At 72.5% G+C, this 21603-nt stretch carries 16 protein-coding genes; 9 read left to right on the top strand and 7 right to left on the bottom strand.

The features are described 5' to 3' along the window. Positions 1–132: 132 nt before the first annotated feature. The 3 genes from ACFC0D_RS34675 to ACFC0D_RS34665 all read right to left on the bottom strand — a co-directional run bounded on the left by ACFC0D_RS34675 (position 133) and on the right by ACFC0D_RS34665 (position 4801). Positions 133–1815, bottom strand: a complete 1683-nt coding sequence (locus tag ACFC0D_RS34675; protein WP_376444950.1) for a thiamine pyrophosphate-binding protein — start codon at positions 1813–1815, stop codon at positions 133–135. A 443-nt stretch (positions 1816–2258) separates the two neighbouring features. Beyond that, positions 2259–3233, bottom strand: a complete 975-nt coding sequence (gene speB, locus ACFC0D_RS34670) for an agmatinase (protein WP_376444948.1) — start codon at positions 3231–3233, stop codon at positions 2259–2261. An 83-nt stretch (positions 3234–3316) separates the two neighbouring features. Continuing rightward, positions 3317–4801, bottom strand: coding sequence for a sodium:solute symporter (locus ACFC0D_RS34665; protein WP_376444946.1), 1485 nt, complete (start codon positions 4799–4801; stop codon positions 3317–3319). A gap of 185 nt (positions 4802–4986) precedes the next feature. Here ACFC0D_RS34665 and ACFC0D_RS34660 point away from each other — a divergent pair, with 185 nt between their 5' ends. Then, a complete protein-coding gene (locus ACFC0D_RS34660; protein ID WP_376444944.1) occupies positions 4987–6468 on the top strand; it encodes a PucR family transcriptional regulator ligand-binding domain-containing protein in 1482 nt (493 codons plus the stop codon). Between the two features lie 27 nt (positions 6469–6495). Here ACFC0D_RS34660 and ACFC0D_RS34655 read toward each other — a convergent pair whose 3' ends face one another. After that, positions 6496–7101, bottom strand: coding sequence for a hypothetical protein (locus tag ACFC0D_RS34655; RefSeq protein ID WP_376444941.1), 606 nt, complete (start codon positions 7099–7101; stop codon positions 6496–6498). Positions 7102–7264: 163 nt separating this feature from the next. On the opposite strand from ACFC0D_RS34655, the gene ACFC0D_RS34650 reads away from it, so the two are divergent. The 3 genes from ACFC0D_RS34650 (at position 7265) to tesB (ending at position 10543) form a co-directional block, all read left to right on the top strand. Further along, positions 7265–8398: a helix-turn-helix domain-containing protein gene (locus tag ACFC0D_RS34650; protein WP_376444939.1), complete on the top strand. Its 1134-nt coding sequence runs from the start codon at positions 7265–7267 to the stop codon at positions 8396–8398. Positions 8399–8524: 126 nt separating this feature from the next. Continuing rightward, the gene (locus tag ACFC0D_RS34645; RefSeq protein ID WP_376444936.1) at positions 8525–9682 is read left to right on the top strand and encodes an acyl-CoA dehydrogenase family protein; all 1158 of its coding nucleotides are present in this window, start codon (positions 8525–8527) and stop codon (positions 9680–9682) included. Next, entirely contained in the window at positions 9683–10543 is an 861-nt protein-coding gene (gene tesB / locus ACFC0D_RS34640) for an acyl-CoA thioesterase II (RefSeq protein ID WP_376444934.1), read from the top strand. 22 nt (positions 10544–10565) lie between these two features. Here the strand turns inward: tesB and ACFC0D_RS34635 are convergent, their stop codons facing one another. After that, on the bottom strand, positions 10566–13310 hold the full coding sequence (locus tag ACFC0D_RS34635; protein WP_376444931.1) for a SpoIIE family protein phosphatase: 2745 nt from the start codon (positions 13308–13310) through the stop codon (positions 10566–10568). A gap of 80 nt (positions 13311–13390) precedes the next feature. On the opposite strand from ACFC0D_RS34635, the gene ACFC0D_RS34630 reads away from it, so the two are divergent. Further along, complete coding sequence (locus ACFC0D_RS34630; protein WP_376444927.1) at positions 13391–14344, top strand: cation diffusion facilitator family transporter; 954 nt, start codon at positions 13391–13393, stop codon at positions 14342–14344. On the opposite strand, the gene ACFC0D_RS34625 is transcribed toward ACFC0D_RS34630, so the two are convergent. Together ACFC0D_RS34625 and ACFC0D_RS34620 are read right to left on the bottom strand one after the other, a co-directional pair. Next, positions 14314–15087: a phosphatase gene (locus tag ACFC0D_RS34625; RefSeq protein WP_376444923.1), complete on the bottom strand. Its 774-nt coding sequence runs from the start codon at positions 15085–15087 to the stop codon at positions 14314–14316. The two genes, ACFC0D_RS34630 and ACFC0D_RS34625, sit on opposite strands and share 31 nt — an antisense overlap. A gap of 72 nt (positions 15088–15159) precedes the next feature. After that, a complete protein-coding gene (locus ACFC0D_RS34620) occupies positions 15160–15747 on the bottom strand; it encodes a TetR/AcrR family transcriptional regulator (RefSeq protein WP_362357574.1) in 588 nt (195 codons plus the stop codon). 87 nt (positions 15748–15834) lie between these two features. Between ACFC0D_RS34620 and ACFC0D_RS34615 the strand changes: the two genes are divergently transcribed. The 4 genes from ACFC0D_RS34615 to ACFC0D_RS34600 are packed head-to-tail and all read left to right on the top strand — an operon-like array spanning position 15835 to position 21576. Continuing rightward, complete coding sequence (locus ACFC0D_RS34615; RefSeq protein ID WP_376444918.1) at positions 15835–17442, top strand: carboxyl transferase domain-containing protein; 1608 nt, start codon at positions 15835–15837, stop codon at positions 17440–17442. Between the two features lie 14 nt (positions 17443–17456). Beyond that, on the top strand, positions 17457–19478 hold the full coding sequence (locus tag ACFC0D_RS34610; RefSeq protein WP_376444915.1) for an acetyl/propionyl/methylcrotonyl-CoA carboxylase subunit alpha: 2022 nt from the start codon (positions 17457–17459) through the stop codon (positions 19476–19478). Continuing rightward, positions 19475–20413, top strand: a complete 939-nt coding sequence (locus ACFC0D_RS34605) for a hydroxymethylglutaryl-CoA lyase (protein ID WP_376444912.1) — start codon at positions 19475–19477, stop codon at positions 20411–20413. The genes ACFC0D_RS34610 and ACFC0D_RS34605 overlap by 4 nt, the downstream gene beginning before the upstream one ends. A 2-nt stretch (positions 20414–20415) precedes the next feature. Further along, complete coding sequence (locus ACFC0D_RS34600) at positions 20416–21576, top strand: acyl-CoA dehydrogenase family protein (protein ID WP_376444909.1); 1161 nt, start codon at positions 20416–20418, stop codon at positions 21574–21576. Positions 21577–21603 lie beyond the last annotated feature (27 nt).

Here is a 21603-nt window from a genome sequence, read left to right as displayed (position 1 = left end):
CACACCAACAGGAGCCAACCGGTGAACCAGACACTGTCGTCCGAACGGATCCTCGCGGACGTGGCCGAGATCCTCGGGTGCGACACCTCCGAGATCGGCCCCGTGCGGCGGGCCCTCGGGGGACCGGGCCGGTCAGAGGTGCGTCGGCTCGAACATCCGCAGCAGGGCCGGGAGGACCACGACCGACGGACCGGGGGTGGCCAGGGCCTTCGCGAGGTCGGCCGTCAGGGTCTCGGGGGTCGTGCGGGACGCCGGGACGCCGAAGGACTCCGCGAGGGCGACGAAGTCCGGGCGGGCCAGTTCCGTGCCCGTGGCCTCGCCGAACGCGTCCGTCATGTACTCGCGCAGGATCCCGTAGCCGCCGTCGTCGACGATCAGCCAGGTGACGTCGAAGCCGTACTGCTTCGCCGTCGCCAGCTCCGCGATCGAGTACATCGCGCCGCCGTCGCCGGAGACCGCGAGGACCGGGCGGGTCGGGTCGGCCGCCGCCGCGCCGAGGGCGGCGGGGAAGCCGTAGCCGAGGCCGCCGGCACCCTGGGCGGAGTGCATCGTGTTGGGGTGGCGGGCGTCGAAGGCGGACCAGGCCCAGTAGGCGAGGATCGTCATGTCCCAGAAGCTCGCCGCCGTGTCCGGCAGGGCCTCGCGGACCGAGGCCACGATCCGCTGCTCCAGGCCCAGGTCCTGGGCCGCGATCCGGTCACGGACCTTGCTGAGGACCGCCTTGACCCGCTCGGGGGCGTCGGCGTCCTCGCGGACCTCCACCGTCTCCAGGAGCGCGGAGAGCGCCAGACGGGCGTCCGCGTGGATACCCAGCGCCGGGTGGTTCGACTCCAGCTTGCCCGCGTCCGCCTCGATCTGGATCACCCGGCCGCGCGGGGCGAACGTGTGGTAGTTCGAGGACAGCTCCCCGAGGCCGGAGCCGACGACCAGCAGGACGTCGGCGTCCTCCAGGAAGTCGGTGGTGTGGCGGTCCTCCAGCCAGGACTGCAGCGAGAGCGGGTGCTCCCAGGGGAAGGCGCCCTTGCCGCCGAAGGTGGTGACCACGGGCGCGTCGATCCGCTCGGCGAGCGCGCGCAGCTTGCCGGAGGCGTCGGAGCGGACGACACCGCCGCCCGCGATGATCGCGGGCCGCTCGGCGTTGGCGAGGAGATGCGCCGCCACCGCCGTCAGCTCGGGGCGCGGGACGACCTCCTCGGGCGTCGCGTCCATCGCCGTGACCACGGGCAGGGAGGTCTCCGCGAGGAGGACGTCCTGCGGGATCTCGACCCAGACCGGCCCGTGCGGCGCGGTCAGCGCCGACTCCCAGGCCGCGGCGATCGCGGACGGGATCTGGGACTGCGTACGGACGGTGTGCACCGACTTCACGATGTCGCGGAAGGACGCCTGCTGGTCGCGCAGCTCGTGGAGGTAGCCGTGCCGACCGCCGCCGAGTCCGGCCACCGGGATCTGGCTGCCGATCGCGAGGACGGGCGCGGAGGCGGCCGCCGCCTCCTGGAGCGCGGCGAGCGACATGAGCGCGCCGGGGCCGGTGGAGAGCAGCAGCGGGGCCGCCTCGCCGGTCATCCGGCCGTACGCGTCGGCGGCGAAGCCCGCGTTGTTCTCGACGCGCAGTCCGACGTACGTGAGGGAGGAGCGGCGCAGCGCGTCGAACATGCCGAGGGCGTGCTGGCCCGGCAGGCCGAAGACGGTGGTCGCACCGAGACCGGAGAGTGTCTCGACGACGAGGTCCCCGCCGTTCCGCCCGGCGGGCGGGTTGAGCGCGGCGGTGATCTGCGCCTCCGTGGGGCGGAGTACCAGGTCGTGGTCGTGGGTCATGGACGTTCCCCAGGGTGGCGTGGTCGGTCGGGTACGGCGGGTGGTGCGGGTGAGGGCGGATGACGCTCGGCCCGGTGTCGCGGGTGGGCCCGGCCGGTCCGGGCGGCGCGGCCCGTCGGCGGCGGGCACGACCCCGGTGTCGACGTTACGGCCCGAGGGCGGCCCGGGGCGGCGCCGGGTCCCCGCCGACGCCACCGGGCGACGCCACGGGCCGAGACGCCCGGGGGCGCCCCCGGACCACCGGGTTCGGGGCCGGCTCCTGGCGGCCACGCGTCACCGGCCACCGGAGGGGACGGCCCCGGGTAGCCACCCGACCGCACGGCAGCAGCTGCACCGGAGGGCGGTCGGCCGACGGAGGGTCACCCGGGGGGGGACGGCCCCGAGGTGCCCGGCCTTCAGCGCTCGCCCGGCCGGGGCGGGCCAGGTCGGGCGAGCGGCTCGCGCTACTGCGCCGCGCGGCTCTCCGCGATCTGGCGCGACATGATCGTCGTCAGTTCGTACGCCGTGTGCGAGGCGGCGACCGCGGTGATCTCGGCGTGGTCGTAGGCCGGGGCGACCTCGACGACATCGGCGGAGACCAGGTTGCAGGAGGACAGGCCGCGCAGGATCTCCAGGAGCTCGCGGGAGGTCATGCCGCCCGCCTCCGGGGTGCCGGTGCCGGGCGCGTGGGCCGGGTCGAGGCAGTCGATGTCGATGGAGATGTACAGCGGGCGGTTGCCGATGCGCTGGCGCAGCTGGTCGGCGACCTCGTCGGCGCCGCGACGGTAGATGTCCGACGAGGTGACGATGCCGAAGCCCATCTTCTCGTCGTCGGTGAGGTCCTGCTTGCCGTACAGCGGGCCGCGCGTACCGACGTGGGAGAGGGCCTCGGTGTCGAGGATGCCCTCCTCGACGGCGCGGCGGAACGGGGTGCCGTGGGTGTACTCGGCGCCGAAGTAGGTGTCCCAGGTGTCGAGGTGCGCGTCGAAGTGAAGCAGGGCGACGGGGCCGTGCTTCTTGGCGACGGAGCGCAGCAGCGGCAGGGCGATGGTGTGGTCGCCACCGAGGGTCATCATCCGGGCGCCGGTGCCGAGCAGGTCGTCGGCCGCGGCCTCGATCGTCTCGACGGCCTCGTTGATGTTGAACGGGTTGGCGGCGATGTCACCGGCGTCGGCGACCTGGGCCAGGGCGAACGGCGAGGCGTCCTGTGCCGGGTTGTACGGGCGCAGGAGGCGGGAGGCCTCGCGGATGGCGTTGCCGCCGAAGCGGGCGCCGGGGCGGTAGGAGACACCGCTGTCGAAGGGGACGCCGACCACGGCGATGTCGGTGGTGCCGACCTCGTCGAGTCGCGGCAGCCGGGCGAACGTCGCGGGACCGGCGTACCGCGGGATGCGGGACGAGTCGGTCGGGCCGCGGAAGGCGTTCTGGTCGCTGCTCATGGTCGGGTCCTCCTGGGGTGTGTCGGTGGTGTCCGGTCGGGGGCCTCGGGTCTCGGGGCCCCGGCCGGGAGTCTGCGGTGCGGTCAGCCGGTCGCGGCGGCCGGCACGGTCTCGGGTGTCGCGTCGGCGTCGGCGTCGGCCGCGTCCTGGCCTGCCAGCCGGGCACGCCAGTTCGCGAGCACGGCGGCGTCCGTCGGGCGGGTCGCCAGGGAAACGATCACATAAGCGGCGAGCGAGGCCAACAAACCATAGTAAACAGGCTCATTTGCCAAGATTCCGTAAGCCCACATCAGGCCAATCACGGACAGGCCGCCGACGGTGACCGCGGCCAGGGCTCCCTGCACGGTGCCTCGGCGCCACAGGAGGCCGCCGAGGATCGGCACGAGCAGCCCGCCGACCAGCAGGTTGTAGGCGACGGTCAGGGCCTGCACGACGTCGTTCAGGGCGATGGCGATGCAGATGGTGGCGATGCCCATGAGGAGGATGAAGAGGCGGTTGCCCTTCACCTCGTCGTGGTCCTCGCCGCCGCCTCCGGTGGTCAGCCCGCGCAACTTGGACCAGATGTCGTTGTTGGCGACGGTGGCGCAGGCGATCAGCGCGCCGGAGGAGGTCGACATGACGGCGGCCAGCGCGGCGGCGAGGACCAGACCCCGGACACCCATGGGCAGCTCGTCCTTGACGATGGTCGCGAAGGCGTCGTCGGCGCTGGGCAGGTTCGGGTAGAGCACCTTGGCCGCGGTGCCGATGACGGCACCGGCGAGGGCGTAGACGAGGCAGTACGTACCGGCGACGGTGCCGCCCCACTTGGCGACCTTGTCGGTCCGGGCGGTGAAGACCCGCTGCCAGATGTCCTGGCCGATGAGCATGCCGAAGGTGTAGATCAGCACGTAGGTGAAGATCGTCTCGCCGCCGATGCCGAGCGGGGCGAAGTACTCGGTGGGCAGCTGGGCCTTCATCTCGGCGAAGCCGCCGGCCTTGATCACGGCGATGGGCAGCAGCAGGATCAGCACGCCGATGGTCTTCACCACGAACTGCACCATGTCGGTGAGGGTGATGGACCACATGCCGCCGAGTGTCGAGTACGCGACGACGATGGCGCCGCCGAGGACGATCGCGACCGTGCGGGGCAGGTCGAAGAGGACGTCGAAGATCGTGGCGTACGCGATGGTCGAGGTGACGGCGAGCATCAGCGTGTACGCCCACATGACCACGCCCGAGATGACGCCGGCCTTGCCGCCGTAGCGCAGGTCGAGCATCTCGGAGACGGTGTAGACCTTCAGCCGCGCGATGCGGGCGGAGAAGAAGACCGAGAGGGCCAGCAGGCCGAGGCCGATGGTGAAGACCATCCAGGCGCCGGAGAGACCGTACTTGTAGCCGAGGCCCACGCCGCCGATGGTGGAGGCGCCGCCGAGGACGATGGCGGCCATGGTCCCGGAGTACATCCAGGGCCCGAGGCGACGGCCGGCGACCAGGAACTCGCTCTTGGACTTGGCGCGGCGCATACCCCACCAGCCCATCGCGAGCATCCCGGCCAAGTACAGGACGATCACTGTGTAGTCGACGGCCATGGGGCCCTCCCTCGTTCACTTCGGTGGCGTGTCGTGCGGGTGGAGTGACTCCAGTGACTGATCGCGGGGACATCCGCCCGTACCCGCGGCCGCTGGATGGGACGACAGTAGGTGGCCGGAAAGCGACGATGAAGTGTACGTTTCATCCACTGTTCACAGGCGGGATGTACGAAGGGTCCACACGCATGTCCGCACAGGAGCCCACGCCCACACCACCGGCCCCGCCCGCCCCACCGGTCTCACTGGCCGCACTGCTCGGCCGCCAGGATCTCGGCCTGCGACTGCTGGCCGGACCCGAGGACACGGCCATCCACTGGGTGCACACCTCCGAGATGGCCGACCCGTATCCGTATCTGCTCGGCGGTGAGCTGCTGATGACGGCGGGCGTGCAGCTCGCCGATCCGGCGCGCTACGTCGAGCGGATGGTGGAGGCGGGCGCCGCGGCGCTCGGCTTCGGGGTCGCGCCGGTGTACGACACGGTCCCGGCGGAGCTCGTCGCGGCCTGCGAGCGCCATGGGCTGCCGCTGCTCGAAGTGCCCCCGCAGACGCCGTTCACGGCGGTGGCCCGGGCGGTGTGGCGGCTGATGGCGGAGGCCCGCCTCCGCGAGCTGCGCCGGGTGACCGAGGCGCAGCAGTCGCTGGCCACGGCGGCCGCCCGGCCGGCGCCGGTCCCGGCGGTCCTCGGCGCGCTGGCGTCCCGGCTCGGCGGGCGGGCGGTGCTGTACGCGGCGGACGGCACGGTGTACGCGGCGGCGGGCCGGGCGATCGACTCGGAGGCGGAGACGGCGCTGCGGCACCTGGCGGAGGTGGTGGGCCCGCGCCCCGGAGGACCGGCGTCCGCGAGCGGGGACGGCGGCGGGATGGTGCTCGCGGCCTACGCGCTGGGCGGCGGCGACGGGCTCGCGCTGGGTGTGGCGGCCGAGCGGCGGGAGACCGCGGACCACACGATCGCCGGGGTGGCGGTCGTCCTGCTCTCCCTGCTGACCGCCCCGCACCGCGGCGCGGACGTCTCCGCCCGGGACGCGGCCCTGGTCCGCCTGCTGCTCGGCACTCCCCCGGCCGACGCCGCGGCCGCCCTGGGCCCGGGCCCCTGGACGGTGGTCCATGCCCAGGGCGGCGACGGCACCCCGTTCGCCGCGTCGACCCTGGCCTCCGCCCTGGGCACTCCGCTGCTCGACACGGGCGGGCCGGACGAAGGCGTGGTCCGGCTCCTCCTGCCCGCCTCCTCCCCCGCCACCGCGCAGCCCGGGTGGACCCTCGGAGTCAGCTCCCCCGTCGATGCCCGGGACCTCGCGGTCGGCGACGCTCAGGCCGGGCGGGCGCTGCGACGGGCGGAGGCGACCCGCGCGGCGCTCGTACGCCATCGGCCCGCCGGGTTCGGCGGGCTGATGGACCCCGCGGAGGCGGCCGCGTACGCCCGGAGCGTGCTCGCGCCGATCGGCGTGCCGCTGACCGAGACGCTCCGCACCTGGCTCTCGCTGCACGGCAACTGGGACCGCACGGCCGTCGCCATGGACATCCACCGCAACACCGTCCGCCAGCGCATCGCCCGCTGCGCCACGCTCCTGGACATGGACCTGGACGACGCGGACGTACGGATGGAGCTGTGGTTCGCCCTCGGCCGGTTGCCACAGCCGCCCGGCGCCGCGGCCATTTCCCCCGGGTGACCGCCGCGCCGGGCGCTCCGGCCCGGGTCAGTGGAGCTTGTTGACGGCGGTCTTCGTCGTGGTGCGGAAGGCGGTCAGCGGGGCGTCCTCCAGGTCGCCCATCTGGCCCCAGCGGACGAGGGTGACTGTGCGGCCGTCTCGGCCGACGGCGAAGAGGTGGATGTCGGTGGTGCCGATCTGCGGGTCGGCGGTGTCCAGGCTGTAGACCCAGGCGCCCTCCTCGACGGCGACCTTGCCGTGGGAGGCGCTGACGGCCTGCAGGCCCGGGTTCTGCCGCTCCAGCAGGGGCCCGCAGCCGGCGAGGGCCTTGCGGAGGGTGTCGACCAGCTTCACGGCGTCGGCCTCGGTGCGGGCGACGGTGGTGATCTGGACGCCGTTGGTGTCGAGCTCGGTGTTGAACTCGCGGTAGCGGGTGTTCTGCGCCGGGATCTTGTACGGGGCGCAGAGGGCGCCGCCGTTCTCCGGGACGCCGGTGAAGACCTGGGTGGCGGTCCACGGCGTCGACGACGGCGGCATCTGGGATGCGGCGAGGAAGGCGGGCTGGGCGGCGGCCTGCGCCGGGGCCGTGGCGAGGGCCGCGAGGCCCAGGGCGGCAGCGGCGGCGGTGGCGAGTGCGGTACGGAGCCTGTTCATGGTGGTGGATCCCCCGTCGGGTCGTTCGGTCAGTGCTCGACCAGCGTCGGGCCGGCGCCCGCCGCCTGCAACGGTGACGCGCCCACCGTCCGTCCCGGAACCATTCCACCCCCGCTGACGTGCAAGGACGTGAAGGGTGGGACACAGGGTCGAGGGGGATGGAATGCCGAAGGACGCCGCCGTCGAGGAGTTCGCGCGGCTCGTGCGCGCGCTGAAGGCGCGGGACGGGAGGAGTTACGAGGCGCTGGGCCGGCGCCTGAGCGTCAGCGCGTCCACCCTCCACCGCTATTGCTCCGGCGCGACCGTCCCGGAGGAGTTCGCCGTGGTCGACCGCCTCGCCCTGCTGTGCGGGGCGGACGAGGAGGAGCGGCGGGCCCTGGAGATGGCCTGGACCCGCGCGGACACTGCCCGCCGCCCTCCGGCACCGGAACCCGGCACGGAGCCGGCGCCCGAGCCCGGCCCGGAGCCCGCGCCGGCCCCGGAGGCGGCGCCCGAGCCCGAGCCGGAACCCGTGCACGCGCGCGTGCCGGGCCTCCCGTCCGGGCGGCGGAGGCGCCGGTGGGGGTGGGTGGGCGTGGTCTGCGGGGCGCTGGCGGTCGTGGGGACGGTGACGCTCGGAGCCGTACTCCTGCCCGGGAAGACCCGGGAGAGGGCCGCCGAACCACCGGCGCCGCTGACGTGGACGGTCGCCTCGCACATCTGGAAGAACGGGTGCGGGCACACCTACCTCGTGGAGCGGACGCCCCCTCCCCCGCCGGAGGCGGCCGACGCGCGGAGCTGGGCGGCTGCGCAGAGGGCCGTGGACGGCGGGGAGACGCTGGTGCGGGTGTCGGTGCAGGGGAAGGGCGCGGCGGCGGTGGTGCTCCAGGCGCTGCACGTGCGGGTGGTGGAGCGGGGCGCGCCGCTGCCGTGGGCGGCGTACCGGATGGACGACGGGTGCGGCGGGGCGGTGACGCCGCGCCGCTTCGAGGTGGACCTGGACCGGCCGCGGCCGGTGGCGCGGGCGGTGGACGGGTACGACGCCTCCGGGGAGGAAGGCCGGACGCTCCCTGCGGTCTCCTTCCCGTACGTGGTCAGCGCCGCCGAGCCGGAGGAGCTGCTGGTCTCGGCGGGGGCGGCCGGCTGCGACTGCCGTTGGTACCTGGAGCTCGAGTGGAGCAGCGAGGGCCGCTCCGGCACGGTCCGGATCACCGACGACGGCCGGCCGTTCCGCACCAGCGGCGTCGAGGGACGTCCGGTGTTCGAGTACGACACCCTCAACGGCCGCTGGGTCGGCGGCGAGGCATCTCGGTCCTGACCGGACGTGATATGGGCAACGCCGGGGGTTCAGATCTGGACAGCGGCGCGAACCGATGGGTAACTTGACTGAGCAAGCGCTTAGGCATGCTGCGTCAGGTACCCAGGACTCCGAAGGAGGCGGCTCGTGCGCCGTACGGTATTCAACGAGGACCACGAGGCGTTCCGGGAGACCATCCGGGCCTTCATCGAGGCCGAGGTCGTCCCCGTCTACGACGAGTGGTTCGCCGCGGGCCAGGCGCCTCGCGAGTTCTACGGCAAGCTCGGCGAGCTGGGTATCTTCGGGATCAACGTCCCCGAGGAGTTCGGCGGCGCGGGCCTGGACACCCACAAGTTCGAGGCCGTCCTCTACGAGGAGACCGCGCGCGCGGGCGTCCAGTTCGGCGGCTCCGGCGTGCACGTACTGCTCGCCCTGCCCTACATCAAGATGCTCGCCACCGACGAGCAGAAGAAGCGCTACCTCCCGAACTTCGTCTCCGGTGACGAGATGTGGGCGCTGGCGATGACCGAGCCGGGCACCGGCTCCGACGTCGCGGGCATGAAGACCACGGCCAAGCTCTCCGAGGACGGCACGCACTACGTCCTCAACGGCGCCAAGACCTTCATCACCGGTGGCGTCCACGCCGACCGCGTGATCGTCTGCGCCCGTACCGCCGCCCCGACGGCCGAGGACCGCCGCCACGGCATCTCCCTCTTCGCCGTGGACACCAAGTCCGAGGGCTACTCCATAGGCCGCAAGCTGGACAAGCTCGGCCTGCGCACCTCCGACACCGCCGAGCTGGCGTTCGTCGACGTGAAGGTGCCGGTCGAGGACCTGCTCGGCGAGGAGAACAAGGGCTTCTACTACCTCGGCCACAACCTGGCCTCCGAGCGTTGGGGCATCGCCTTCGGCGCCTACGCGCAGGCCAAGGCCGCCGTCCGCTTCGCCCAGCAGTACGTGCAGGAGCGCACCGTCTTCGGCAAGCCGGTCGCGCACTTCCAGAACACCAAGTTCGAGCTGGCCGCCTGCCAGGCCGAGGTGGACGCCGCCGAGGCGGTCGCCGACCGCGCCCTGGAGGCCCTGGACGCCGGCGAGCTGACCCCGGCCGAGGCCGCGAGCGCCAAGCTCTTCTGCACCGAGGTCGCGCACCGCGTCATCGACCGCTGCCTCCAGCTGCACGGCGGCTACGGCTACATGAACGAGTACCCGATCGCGCGTCTGTACGCCGACAACCGCGTCAACCGCATCTACGGCGGCACCAGCGAGATCATGAAGTCGATCATCGCCAAGTCGATGGGTCTGTAAGTGCCCGAGGCTCTCGACGCCCTGCTCGATCTGCTCGACCTCGAGCAGATCGAGCAGAACATCTTCCGGGGACAGTCCCGCTCCGCGGTCGTCCCCCGCGTCTTCGGCGGCCAGGTGGCCGCCCAGGCGCTGGTGGCGGCCGGCCGGACCGTCCCCGAGGACCGGCTCGTCCACTCCCTGCACGCGTACTTCCTGCGCGCCGGGGACCCGGGTGCGCCGATCGTCTACACGGTCGACCGCATCCGCGACGGCCGATCCTTCACCACCCGCCGGGTCGTCGCCGTCCAGCACGGGCAGCCGATCTTCCACTTCTCCGCGTCCTTCCAGACGTACGAGGAGGGGCTTGAGCACCAGTACGACATGCCGGCCGCGCCGGACCCGGAGTCCCTGCCGACGGCGGCCGAGATGCTGCCCCGGCACCTGCCGGAGCACGTCGCGCAGCGGCTGGTCGAGGCACGGGCGGCGGTGGATCTGCGGTACGCCGAGGTTCCGCCGTGGGGCTCCGTCGGGGAGCCGCGCGAGCCGCGCTCGCAGGTCTGGTTCCGTACGAACGGCAAGCTGGCCGACGATCCGCTGCTGCACGTCTGCCTGGCGACCTACGTCTCCGACATGACGCTGCTCGACTCGGTGCTGCTCGCCCACGGGCGCGGCGGCTGGGCGGTCGGGGACGTCGTCGGGGCGTCGCTGGACCACGCGATGTGGTTCCACCGGCCGTTCCGTGCCGACGAGTGGCTGCTGTACGACCAGGAGTCGCCGTCCGCGTCGGGCGGGCGGGGCCTCGGCCAGGCACGGATCTACACGCAGGACGGAAAGCTGGCGATCTCCGTCATCCAGGAGGGCGTCGTCCGCGTCCCGCGCTGAGGCGTCGAACTTTTCTCGAAGATCATCCCCGGCCGGGCATCTGGCCGGGGATGATCTGTTCCGTCCAGATGACCTTGCCCTCGGCCGTGTACCGGGTTCCCCAGCGCTCGGCGAACTGGGCCACGAGGAAGAGACCCCGGCCGCCCTCGTCCGAGTCCGCCGCCCGGCGAAGGTGCGGGGCGGTGCTGCTGCCGTCGGAGACCTCGCAGATCAGGACACGGTCGCGGATCAGCCGTACCCGGATCGGGCCGGTGCCGTAGCGGATCGCGTTCGTGACCAGCTCGCTCAGGATCAGCTCGGTGACGAACGCCTCCTCGTGCAGGCCCCAGCGCTCCAGCGTCCGGGTGGCCTCGGCGCGCACCGGGGCCACGGCGGAGGGGGCGGAGCGCACCTCCCAGGCGGCGGTGTGGTCGGTGTCCAGGACGCGGGTCCTGGCGACCAGCACGGCGACGTCGTCGCGCGGACGGCCGGGCAGCAGACACTCCAGGGCGGCGCGGCAGGTCTCCTCCGGGGAGCGGCCGGGGTGGGCGACCGCGCGGCGGAGCAGTTCGAGACCCTCGTCGATGTCACGGCCGCGGTCCTCGACGAGGCCGTCGGTGTAGAGCACGAGGGTGCTGCCCTCGGGGAGTTCCAGCTCGACCGTCTCGAAGGGCAGGCCGCCCAGGCCCAGCGGTGGGCCACCTGGGATCCGGAGGAACTCGGCGCTGCCGTCGGGCCGCACGAGGACGGGGCCGAGATGCCCGGCGCGGGCCAGGGTGCAGAGCCGGGAGCCCGGGTCGTAGATCGCGTAGAGGCAGGTGGCGCCGGTGACCTGCGCGACCGCACCGCCGTCGCCGCCGGCACCGCTCCCGTCCTCGTACGCGCTCCCGTCCTCGCCCTCGCTCTCGTGCTCGCCCTCGTCCTCGTCGATCCGGGCGACCAGCTCGTCCAGGTGCCACAGCAGCTCGTCCGGGGGCAGATCCAGGTTCGCGAAGTTGTGGACGGCGGTCCGCAGCCGTCCCATGGTGGCGGCGGCGTGCAGGCCGTGCCCGACGACATCCCCCACGACGAGGGCGATCCGGGCGCCCGGCAGGGGGATGACGTCGAACCAGTCCCCGCCGACACCGCCCACCCCGCCGGCGCCGGCCTGTGCCGGCAGGTAGCGGTGGGCGACGTCCACGGCGGTCTGCTGGGGAAGCGCCCGGGGCAGCAGGCTGCGCTGCAGGGTCACCGCCATGGTGTGCTCGCGCGTGTAGCGGCGGGCGTTGTCCACGCTCACCGCGGCGCGGGCGACCAGTTCCTCGGCGAGCGACTGGTCGTCCTCCTCGAAGGGCTCGGGCTTCTCGGCACGCCAGAACGTGGCCACGCCCATGACGACGCCCCTGGCCCGCAGCGGGGCCGCCATCATCGAGTGGATCCCGTACGAGAGGAGCCTGCGGGCGTTCGCCGGATCCTGCTGCTGCCAGCCGGAGAGCGCGGCCATGTCCGCCTCCATGACCACCTTCCCCGTTCCGAAGCCGGCCGCCTGGGGCGTGGACGGCACGAAGCTGATCAGGCTGCCGGTCGGGTAGAGCGGGCTGTCGTCCCGGATGCCGCGGAAGGCCACGCGGCGCATGTCCGCGCCCCGTCCCGCCGGCTCCTCCCCCAGCACGACCGGGTCGGCGAGGTCGACGGTGACGAAGTCGGCGAACCGGGGGACGGCGAAGTCCGCCAGTTCCTGGGCGGTCCGCACGACGTCCAGCGTGGTCCCGATGCGCATTCCGGCGTCGTACAGCAGCCGCAGCCGCTCCCGCGCGATGTCGACCCTGCCGGTGAGCGCCTGCAGTTCGGTGGTGTCCCGCAGGGTGACGACGGTGCCGGGCGGACCGCCGTCACGGTCGGTGGGCCGCTGGTTGACCACCAGCAGGCGGTCGCCGGCCACATGCACCTCGTCGGCGGCCGGCCGACCCGAGTCCAGCAGCCGGGCCATGTCCGGGTCGATCCCGAGGTCCAGCGCCGCGCGGCCCGGTGCGTCGGGGGCGAGATCGAGGAGTCGGCGCGCCTCGTCGTTGGCCAGGACCAGACGCTGCTCGCCGTCGAGGATGAGCACGCCCTCGCGCACGGAGTGCAGCACCGCGTCGTGGTGGTCGTACATCCGTGTCATCTCGGCGGGCCCCAGACCGTGGGTCTGGCGCATCAGCCGCCTGCTGACCAGCGCGGTTCCGCCGGTGGTGAGGGCGAGGGCGCCGGCCGCGGTGCCGAACAGCAGGGGCAGCTGGGCCTCGACGATCCCGCTCACCTGGTCGCTGGTGACTCCGGCGGCCACCAGGGCGATCACCTCGCCGTTCTGTCCGACGACGGGCACGACGGCGCGGATGGAGGGGCCGAGGGTGCCGGTGACGGTCTCCCTGACGATTCCGCCCGCCGCCGCCGGGGCGATGGTGCCGATGTACCGCCGCCCGATCTGATCGGGGTCGGGATGGGTGTAGCGCACCCCGTCGGGTGTCATCACCACGATGAACGCCACCTCGGACCCGGCGCGCGCCTGCTCGGCCCTGGGCTGCAGGACCGCCGAGGGATCGGAGCCGGCGAGGGCCTCTTCGAGGCCGGGCGCACTGGCGAAGGTCTGCGCCACCGCGAGGGACCGGGTGCGGGCCTCCCGCTCGCTGTCGTTACGGGACTGCAGGACGAGCGCCACCATGGCCGCGACGACCAGGAGCACCACGATCGCCACCTGGAGGAGGAAGACCTGACGGGCGACGGTGCGTGCGCTCAGCATCGAGCGCATGTGGCCGATGAAACCAGCCATGCCTCATTTCTAGCACCGTCGTTCAGGAGGGGCGGTGTCGTTCGTCGTCCGCACCGACGCCCGGACATACCGTCCGGTCCATGGCGGAACAGGGCGAGAGCGTGTTCACGGTGATCGTGGCGGCGGTGGCGAACCTCGGGATCGCCGCCGCCAAGGCGGTGGCGGGGCTGATCAGCGGATCGAGCGCGATGCTCTCCGAGGCGGCCCATTCGGTGGCCGACACGGTCACCGAGGTCATGCTGCTCACCGCGCTCAAGCGGAGCGAGAAGCCGGCGGACGAGGACCATCCGCTCGGGTACGCCGGCGAGCGCTACGTCTGGGCGCTGCTCGCCGCCGTCGCCACGTTCGTCGGCGGCGCGGTCTTCTCGGTCTACGACGGCATCCACACCCTCGTCCACGGCGAGGAGATGGGCGACCCGCTCGTGTCGTACATCGTGCTCGGCGTCGCCTTCGTGCTCGAGAGCCTCTCCCTGCGGACCGCCGTCCGTCAGGTCAGGGGCGAGGCGGAGCGGATGAAGGCTCCCTTCGGCCGCTATCTGCGGCGCACCCCCGACACCACCGTCAAGGCCGTGGTGATGGAGGATTCGGCCGCCCTGGCCGGCCTGCTCCTGGCGGCGGGCGGCCTGCTCGGCGTCGAGATCAGCGGCTCGGCCGTGTGGGACGGCGTCGCCTCGATCCTCATCGGCGCGCTGCTCGTGTACGTGGCCTGGGTGCTCGGCCGCTCCAACGCGGAGCTGCTGATCGGCCGCCCGCTGCCGCGCCCGATGCGGGAGGCGGTCCGCGAGGAGCTGCTCTCGGTCCCGCACATCATCGGCGTCCTGGAGCTGACGACGCTGATCCAGGGCCCGGACGAGGTCATGATCGCCGCGAAGGTCGACTTCCGTGACGTGTCCTCGGCCGAGCAGGTCGAGTGGGCCTGCGAGGAGGCGGAGGAGCAGCTGCGGGAGCGCTTCCCCTCCGTCCGCCGGGTCTATCTGGACCCGACACCGGGGGTCGCCCCGGGTCAGAGCAGACCGGACGCGTCGAGCACGTAGTCGGTGAGCGGCTCGTAGGAGCGGGGGTCCAGGACGTGGTCGTCCAGGGGGATCGTGACCTGCATGGTGCCCTCGGCCTCGCCGATGAAGAGGGCCGGGTCGTTGCAGTCGGCGTAGCCGACCGAGTCGATGCCCCGCTGGCCCGCGCGCCCGGCCCAGCCGTGGTCGGCGACGACGAGATCCGGTCGGCCGTCCTCGCCGAGGGCGTCCAGGATCGCGTTCATGGGTTCCGGCGAATGGGTGTGCCAGAGAGTGGCGCCACGCTCGAAGACGGCGACGTCGGCGAACTGCACGACGTACCCCTCGTCCGCGATGAGCCCGCCGGGGATCCGTACGATGTCGCAGCCCTTGGCCCGCAGGGCGGCGGCGACCCGGCTGTGGGCGTCGATCAGCGCGCCCGGGTGTCCGGTCGCGAACAGCACCCGCTCCTTGCCCGCGGCGGCCTTGCGCAGCCGGGCGGCCATCCGGTCGAGGCCGTCGACGGTCAGGTCGGGGTCGATGGTGTCCTGCCCGGTGCGGTGGGCGGGGTCGTCGTTGACCCCGCACCGCTCGGCCATGACGGCGAGCACGTCCTGCTCGTCGGTCCACCGGTCGCCGAGCTCGAGGCCGAGCCAGTAGTGCCGGTCGCCGTTGGCGAGCTTGCGGTAGTGGGAGAGGTTGTTGTCGCGCGGGGTGGCGACATCACCTGCGATCCGGGTCCGTACAAGGTGCTCGACGAGGGCGGGGCGACTGAGTATCGGCATGGGCCTCATTCTGCTGGACCGGGCCCTGTTGTGGGCAATCATTCCGCCCTGCGGGACCCGCGAGGGCGGCGCCTACGCGTCGGCCAGGGCCCCGAACGCCCCGTGGGCGAGGCGCCTCAGGAGCGCTTCCATCGACGTCCTGCCCAGCGCGGCGAGGTGCGGCGTCGAGTTCAGGAGCCCGAAGACGGCGTGGACCGCCGCCCGCGCCTCGCTCTCGGAGGACGCCGGGTACAGCTCCCGTACGACCGCCACCCACAGCTCCACGTACTGCCGCTGGAGCTGTCGCACCCGCTTGCGGTCCTCGTCCTTCAGCCGGTCCAGCTCCCGGTCGTGGAGGGTGATCAGCGGCCGGTCGTCGAGTGCGAAGTCGATGTGGCTGTCGATGAGTGAGCCGAGCAGCGCCCGCGGGTCGCTCTCCCCCTCGCCCACGCGCAGCCGCCCGCCGTCGAGGAGTCGTTCGCTGATGCCGACGAGCAGCTCGGCCAGCATCGCGTCCTTGCCCGCGAAGTGCCGGTAGAGCCCGGGGCCGCTGATGCCGACGGCGGCTCCTATCTCGTCGACGCCGACGCCGTGGAACCCACGCTCGGCGAAGAGGCGAGCGGCCTCCTTGAGGATCTGCTCGCGGCGCGTGGGGGCGTCGGTCCTGGCGGTGGTGGTCATGGAATCGATTCTAGACAATGGGGTTAGCGGTCGTTAACCTGAAAGCCATACGTTAACGCTCATTAACCGAGCAAGGGAGCTCAGTCGATGCAGCAGGCACCTGTGCTGACGAGCGCGGCGGACCCCGCGTCGCCGGCCTGGCAGGCCAACGAGGCGGCCCATCACGAGCTGGCCGCCACGCTGCGCGCCAAACTCGCCGCGGCCGCGAACGGCGGTGGCGAGAAGGCCCGCGCCCGGCACACCGCGCGCGGCAAACTGCTGCCGCGCGACCGCGTGGACACCGTCCTGGACCCGGGGTCGCCCTTCCTGGAGCTCGCCCCGCTGGCCGCGAACGGCATGTACGGCGACCAGGCACCGGCCGCCGGAGTCATCGCCGGCATCGGCCGGGTCTCGGGCCGCGAGTGCGTGATCGTCGCCAACGACGCGACCGTCAAGGGCGGCACGTACTACCCGATGACGGTGAAGAAGCATCTGCGGGCCCAGGAAGTGGCACTGGAGAATCGTCTCCCCTGCCTCTACCTCGTGGACTCCGGCGGCGCGTTCCTGCCCATGCAGGACGAGGTCTTCCCGGACCGCGAGCACTTCGGCCGGATCTTCTACAACCAGGCCCGGATGTCCGGCGCCGGCATCCCGCAGATCGCTGCGGTCCTCGGCTCCTGCACGGCCGGTGGCGCGTACGTCCCGGCGATGAGCGACGAGGCCGTGATCGTACGGAACCAGGGCACGATCTTCCTCGGTGGTCCGCCGCTGGTGAAGGCCGCGACCGGCGAGGTCGTCACGGCGGAGGAGCTGGGCGGCGGCGAGGTCCACTCGCGGATCTCCGGCGTCACCGACCACCTCGCCGAGGACGACGCCCACGCGCTGCGGATCGTGCGGAACATCGTCGCGACGCTCCCCGAGCGCGGCCCGCTGCCCTGGTCGGTCGAGCCGGTCGAGGAACCGAAGGTGGACCCCGCCGGGCTGTACGGCGCGGTGCCGGTGGACTCCCGTACCCCGTACGACGTGCGCGAGGTCATCGCCCGGGTCGTGGACGGCTCCCGCTTCCAGGAGTTCAAGTCCGAGTACGGGCAGACGCTGATCACCGGCTTCGCCCGGATCCACGGGCACCCGGTCGGCATCGTCGCCAACAACGGCATCCTGTTCGCCGAGTCGGCCCAGAAGGGCGCGCACTTCATCGAGCTGTGCGACCAGCGCGGCATCCCGCTCCTCTTCCTGCAGAACATCACCGGCTTCATGGTCGGCAAGGCGTACGAGCACGGCGGCATCGCCAAGCACGGCGCCAAGATGGTGACGGCCGTGGCCACCACCCGGGTCCCGAAGCTGACCGTGGTCGTCGGCGGCTCGTACGGCGCGGGCAACTACTCGATGTGCGGCCGGGCGTACTCGCCGCGCTTCCTGTGGATGTGGCCCAACGCCAAGATCTCGGTCATGGGCGGCGAGCAGGCCGCGTCCGTCCTCGCGACGGTCAAGCGGGACCAGCTCGGCGACGAGTGGAGCGCGGAGGAGGAGGACGCCTTCAAGGCCCCGATCCGCGAGCAGTACGAGACCCAGGGCAGCGCCTACTACGCGACGGCGCGGCTCTGGGACGACGGGGTCATCGACCCGATGGAGACCCGACAGGTGGTGGGCCTCGCCCTCACGGCCTGCGCCAACGCGCCCCTGGGTGACCCCCAGTTCGGCGTCTTCCGGATGTGAGGGGACCTCAGAAGATGTTCGACACAGTCCTTGTGGCCAACCGGGGCGAGATCGCGGTCCGGGTCATCCGCACCCTGCGGGCGCTCGGCGTCCGCTCGGTGGCGGTGTACAGCGACGCGGACGCCGAGGCCCGTCATGTACGGGAGGCGGACACGGCGGTACGGATCGGTCCGCCGCCGGCCTCCGAGTCGTACCTCTCGGTCGAGGCGCTCCTCGACGCGGCCCGGCGGACGGGCGCTCAGGCGGTCCACCCCGGCTACGGCTTCCTCGCGGAGAACGCCGGGTTCGCGCAGGCGTGCGCGGAGGCGGGTCTGGTCTTCATCGGCCCGTCGGCCTCCGCGATCTCCCTGATGGGCGACAAGATCCGGGCGAAGGAGACGGTGAAGGCAGCGGGCGTCCCGGTGGTTCCGGGCGCGGCCGATCCGGAACTGGAGGCGGCGGCGCGCGAGTTGGGCGCCCCTGTGCTGCTGAAGCCCTCGGCGGGCGGCGGCGGCAAGGGAATGCGGCTCGTACGCGACCTGTCGACGCTGACCGACGAGATCGCGGCGGCGCGGCGCGAGGCGCGGTCGTCCTTCGGCGACGACACGCTGCTCGTGGAGCGGTGGATCGACCGGCCCCGGCACATCGAGATCCAGGTCCTCGCGGACGGGCACGGCAATGTCGTGCACCTCGGTGAGCGCGAGTGCTCGCTGCAGCGGCGCCACCAGAAGATCATCGAGGAGGCGCCGAGCGTCCTGCTGACTCCGGAGATCCGGGAGCAGATGGGCGCGGCGGCGGTCGAGGCCGCCCGCTCGTGCGGCTATGTCGGCGCGGGCACGGTCGAGTTCATCGTGCCGGGCGTGGACCCGTCCTCGTACTACTTCATGGAGATGAACACCCGGCTCCAGGTGGAGCACCCGGTGACGGAGCTGATCACCGGGATCGACCTGGTGGAGTGGCAGCTGCGGGTCGCGGCCGGCGAGAAGCTGGCCTTCGCCCAGTCCGACATCCACCTGGACGGCTGGGCGATCGAGGCTCGCATCTGCGCGGAGGACCCCGCGCGCGGCTTCCTCCCCTCGGGCGGCACGGTCCTCTCGCTCCACGAGCCGCAGGGCGGAGGGGTCCGCACGGACTCGGGCCTGAGCGAGGGAACGGAGGTCGGCAGCCTCTACGACCCGATGCTGTCGAAGGTCATCGTCCACGCGCCCGACCGTCCCACCGCCCTCCGCCGCCTCCGTGCGGCCCTGGCGGACACGACGACCCTGGGCGTCCCGACGAACGCGGGCTTCCTCCGCCGTCTGCTGTCCCACCCGGACGTCATGACCGGCGACCTGGACACGGGCCTGGTGGAACGGGACGCGGAGAGCCTGGTCCCGACGGGCGTCCCCGACGAGGTGTACGCGGCGGCGGCGCTGCTGCGTCAGTTCCCCCCGGCTCCCCCGGCCGAGGGCTGGACGGACCCGTTCGACGCCCCCACCGGCTGGCGCCTGGGCGGTACGCCCGCCCGGACCCCGCACCACTTCCGCGTCCCGGGCCACGACCCGGTGTCCGTCCGCGTCCGCGGTACGGCGAACTCCGCGGAGCTGCTGCTCGGCGACCCGGAGGTGCCGGCCGACCCGGTCACCGCCACGCTCGTCGGCAACCCGCCGACCCCGGGCGGGGGTTCGGGGCGGGACGGCGGGCTCACGCTGTCGCTCGACGGCGTCACCCACCACTTCCGCCTCGCCCGTTCCCCCGAGGGGATCTGGCTCGGCCGGGACGGGGACTCCTGGCACGTCCTGGATCACGACCCCGTCGCCGCCGCCCTCACCGGCGCCCGGCACGGTGGGGCCGACACGCTCGCCGCGCCCATGCCCGGAACCGTCACCGTCGTGAAGGTCGCGGTCGGGGACGAGGTCGAGGCCGGGCAGAGTCTGCTCGTCGTCGAGGCCATGAAGATGGAGCACGTCATCTCCGCCCCGCACGCCGGCACCGTCACCGAGCTGGACGTCACCCCCGGCTCCACCGTCGCCATGGACCAGATCCTCGCCGTGGTGACCCCCAGGGAGGAATCATGACCACGGGCCTGCCCATGACCGTGCCCGCCCAGGGGCTCCCCGCCCGGGTGCGGATCCACGAGGTCGGCCCTCGCGACGGGCTCCAGAACGAGAAGACCGTCGTCCCGACCGCCACGAAGGCCGAGTTCGTCCGGCGCCTCGCCGCCGCCGGGCTCGACACCGTCGAGGCGACCAGCTTCGTCCACCCCAAGTGGGTGCCCCAGCTGGCGGACGCCGAGGAGCTGTTCCCGCTCCTCACGGGCGTATCCGCCCGGCTCCCGGTCCTCGTGCCCAACGAGCGCGGGCTCGACCGTGCCATGGCCCTCGGCGCCCGCGAGATCGCCGTCTTCGCCTCCGCCACCGAGTCCTTCGCCAAGGCCAACCTCAACCGCACCGTCGACGAGGCCCTGGCCATGTTCGAGCCTGTCGTCACCCGCGCCATAGAGCAGGGCCTCCGCATCCGCGGCTATCTCTCGATGTGCTTCGGCGACCCCTGGGAGGGTGCCGTCCCCGTCGAACAGGTCGTCCGCGTCACCAAGGCCCTCGCCGAGATGGGCTGCGACGAGCTGAGCCTCGGCGACACCATCGGTGTCGCCACCCCCGGCCATGTGGAGGCCCTGCTCCAGGGACTCAACGAGGCCGGCGTCCCCACCTCCCGTATCGCCGTGCACTTCCACGACACGTACGGGCAGGCGCTCTCCAACACCCTCGCCGCGCTCCGGCACGGTGTGACGACCGTCGACGCCTCCGCCGGCGGCCTCGGCGGCTGCCCGTACGCGAAGAGCGCCACGGGCAACCTCGCCACCGAGGACCTCGTGTGGATGCTCGACGGCCTCGGCATCGAGACCGGGGTCGACCTGGCCGCCCTCACCGCCACCAGCGTGTGGATGGCCGACCAACTGGGCCGACCGAGCCCTTCCCGTACCGTTCGCGCGCTCTCCCACAAGGAGTCCTAGCCATGTCCCTCGACCACCGGCTCTCCGAAGAGCACGAGGAACTCCGCCGCACCGTGGAGGAGTTCGCCCACGACGTCGTCGCCCCGAAGATCGGCGACTACTACGAGCGCCATGAGTTCCCGTACGAGATCGTCCGCGAGATGGGCCGCATGGGCCTGTTCGGCCTGCCCTTCCCGGAGGAGTACGGCGGGATGGGCGGTGACTACCTCGCCCTCGGCATCGCACTGGAGGAGCTCGCCCGCGTCGACTCCTCCGTCGCCATCACCCTGGAGGCGGGGGTCTCGCTCGGCGCGATGCCGGTCTACCGCTTCGGCACCGAGGAGCAGAAGCAGGAGTGGCTGCCCCGGATGTGCTCGGGCGAGATCCTGGGCGCCTTCGGCCTGACCGAGCCCGGCGCGGGCAGCGACGCCGGCGGCACCCGCACCACCGCCGTCCGCGACGGTGACGACTGGGTCATCAACGGCTCGAAGTGCTTCATCACCAACTCCGGTACGGACATCACCGGTCTGGTCACGGTCACGGCGGTCACCGGCCGCAAGCCCGACGGCCGCCCGCTGATCTCCTCGATCATCGTCCCGTCCGGCACCCCGGGCTTCACCGTCGCCGCCCCGTACTCCAAGGTCGGCTGGAACGCCTCGGACACCCGTGAGCTGTCCTTCGACGACGTCCGGGTGCCCGCCGCGAACCTGCTCGGCGAAGAGGGCCGCGGCTACGCGCAGTTCCTGCGGATCCTGGACGAGGGCCGGATCGCGATCTCGGCGCTGGCGACCGGACTCGCCCAGGGCTGTGTCGACGAGTCGGTGAAGTACGCGAAGGAACGTCACGCCTTCGGCCGGCCGATCGGCGACAACCAGGCCATCCAGTTCAAGATCGCGGACATGGAGACGAAGGCGCACATGGCCCGCATCGGCTGGCGGGACGCGGCGTCCCGGCTGGTGCTCGGCGAGTCCTTCAAGAAGGAGGCGGCGATCGCGAAGCTGTACTCCTCGACGGTGGCCGTCGACAACGCCCGCGAGGCGACCCAGATCCACGGCGGCTACGGCTTCATGAACGAGTACCCGGTCGCGCGGATGTGGCGCGACTCCAAGATCCTGGAGATCGGCGAGGGCACCAGCGAGGTCCAGCGGATGCTGATCGCACGGGAGTTGGGCCTCTCCGCCTGATCGGGTCGACCTACCGACCGTACGAGC

Origin of the sequence: Streptomyces sp. NPDC056222, assembly GCF_042264065.1 — a bacterium.
Taxonomy (GTDB): Bacteria; Actinomycetota; Actinomycetes; order Streptomycetales; family Streptomycetaceae; genus Streptomyces.
Note: the sequence above shows the minus strand (reverse complement) of the source record. Positions and strands in the feature narration are given on the sequence as shown.

Coding starts and splice junctions, on each gene's coding strand:
- ACFC0D_RS34675 (WP_376444950.1), bottom strand. CDS start 1,815: ATGACCCACGACCACGACCTGGTACTCCGCCCCACGGAGGCGCAGATC.
- speB (WP_376444948.1), bottom strand. CDS start 3,233: ATGAGCAGCGACCAGAACGCCTTCCGCGGCCCGACCGACTCGTCCCGC.
- ACFC0D_RS34665 (WP_376444946.1), bottom strand. CDS start 4,801: ATGGCCGTCGACTACACAGTGATCGTCCTGTACTTGGCCGGGATGCTC.
- ACFC0D_RS34660 (WP_376444944.1), top strand. CDS start 4,987: ATGTCCGCACAGGAGCCCACGCCCACACCACCGGCCCCGCCCGCCCCA.
- ACFC0D_RS34655 (WP_376444941.1), bottom strand. CDS start 7,101: ATGAACAGGCTCCGTACCGCACTCGCCACCGCCGCCGCTGCCGCCCTG.
- ACFC0D_RS34650 (WP_376444939.1), top strand. CDS start 7,265: ATGCCGAAGGACGCCGCCGTCGAGGAGTTCGCGCGGCTCGTGCGCGCG.
- ACFC0D_RS34635 (WP_376444931.1), bottom strand. CDS start 13,310: ATGGCTGGTTTCATCGGCCACATGCGCTCGATGCTGAGCGCACGCACC.
- ACFC0D_RS34630 (WP_376444927.1), top strand. CDS start 13,391: ATGGCGGAACAGGGCGAGAGCGTGTTCACGGTGATCGTGGCGGCGGTG.
- ACFC0D_RS34625 (WP_376444923.1), bottom strand. CDS start 15,087: ATGCCGATACTCAGTCGCCCCGCCCTCGTCGAGCACCTTGTACGGACC.
- ACFC0D_RS34620 (WP_362357574.1), bottom strand. CDS start 15,747: ATGACCACCACCGCCAGGACCGACGCCCCCACGCGCCGCGAGCAGATC.
- ACFC0D_RS34615 (WP_376444918.1), top strand. CDS start 15,835: ATGCAGCAGGCACCTGTGCTGACGAGCGCGGCGGACCCCGCGTCGCCG.
- ACFC0D_RS34610 (WP_376444915.1), top strand. CDS start 17,457: ATGTTCGACACAGTCCTTGTGGCCAACCGGGGCGAGATCGCGGTCCGG.
- ACFC0D_RS34605 (WP_376444912.1), top strand. CDS start 19,475: ATGACCACGGGCCTGCCCATGACCGTGCCCGCCCAGGGGCTCCCCGCC.
- ACFC0D_RS34600 (WP_376444909.1), top strand. CDS start 20,416: ATGTCCCTCGACCACCGGCTCTCCGAAGAGCACGAGGAACTCCGCCGC.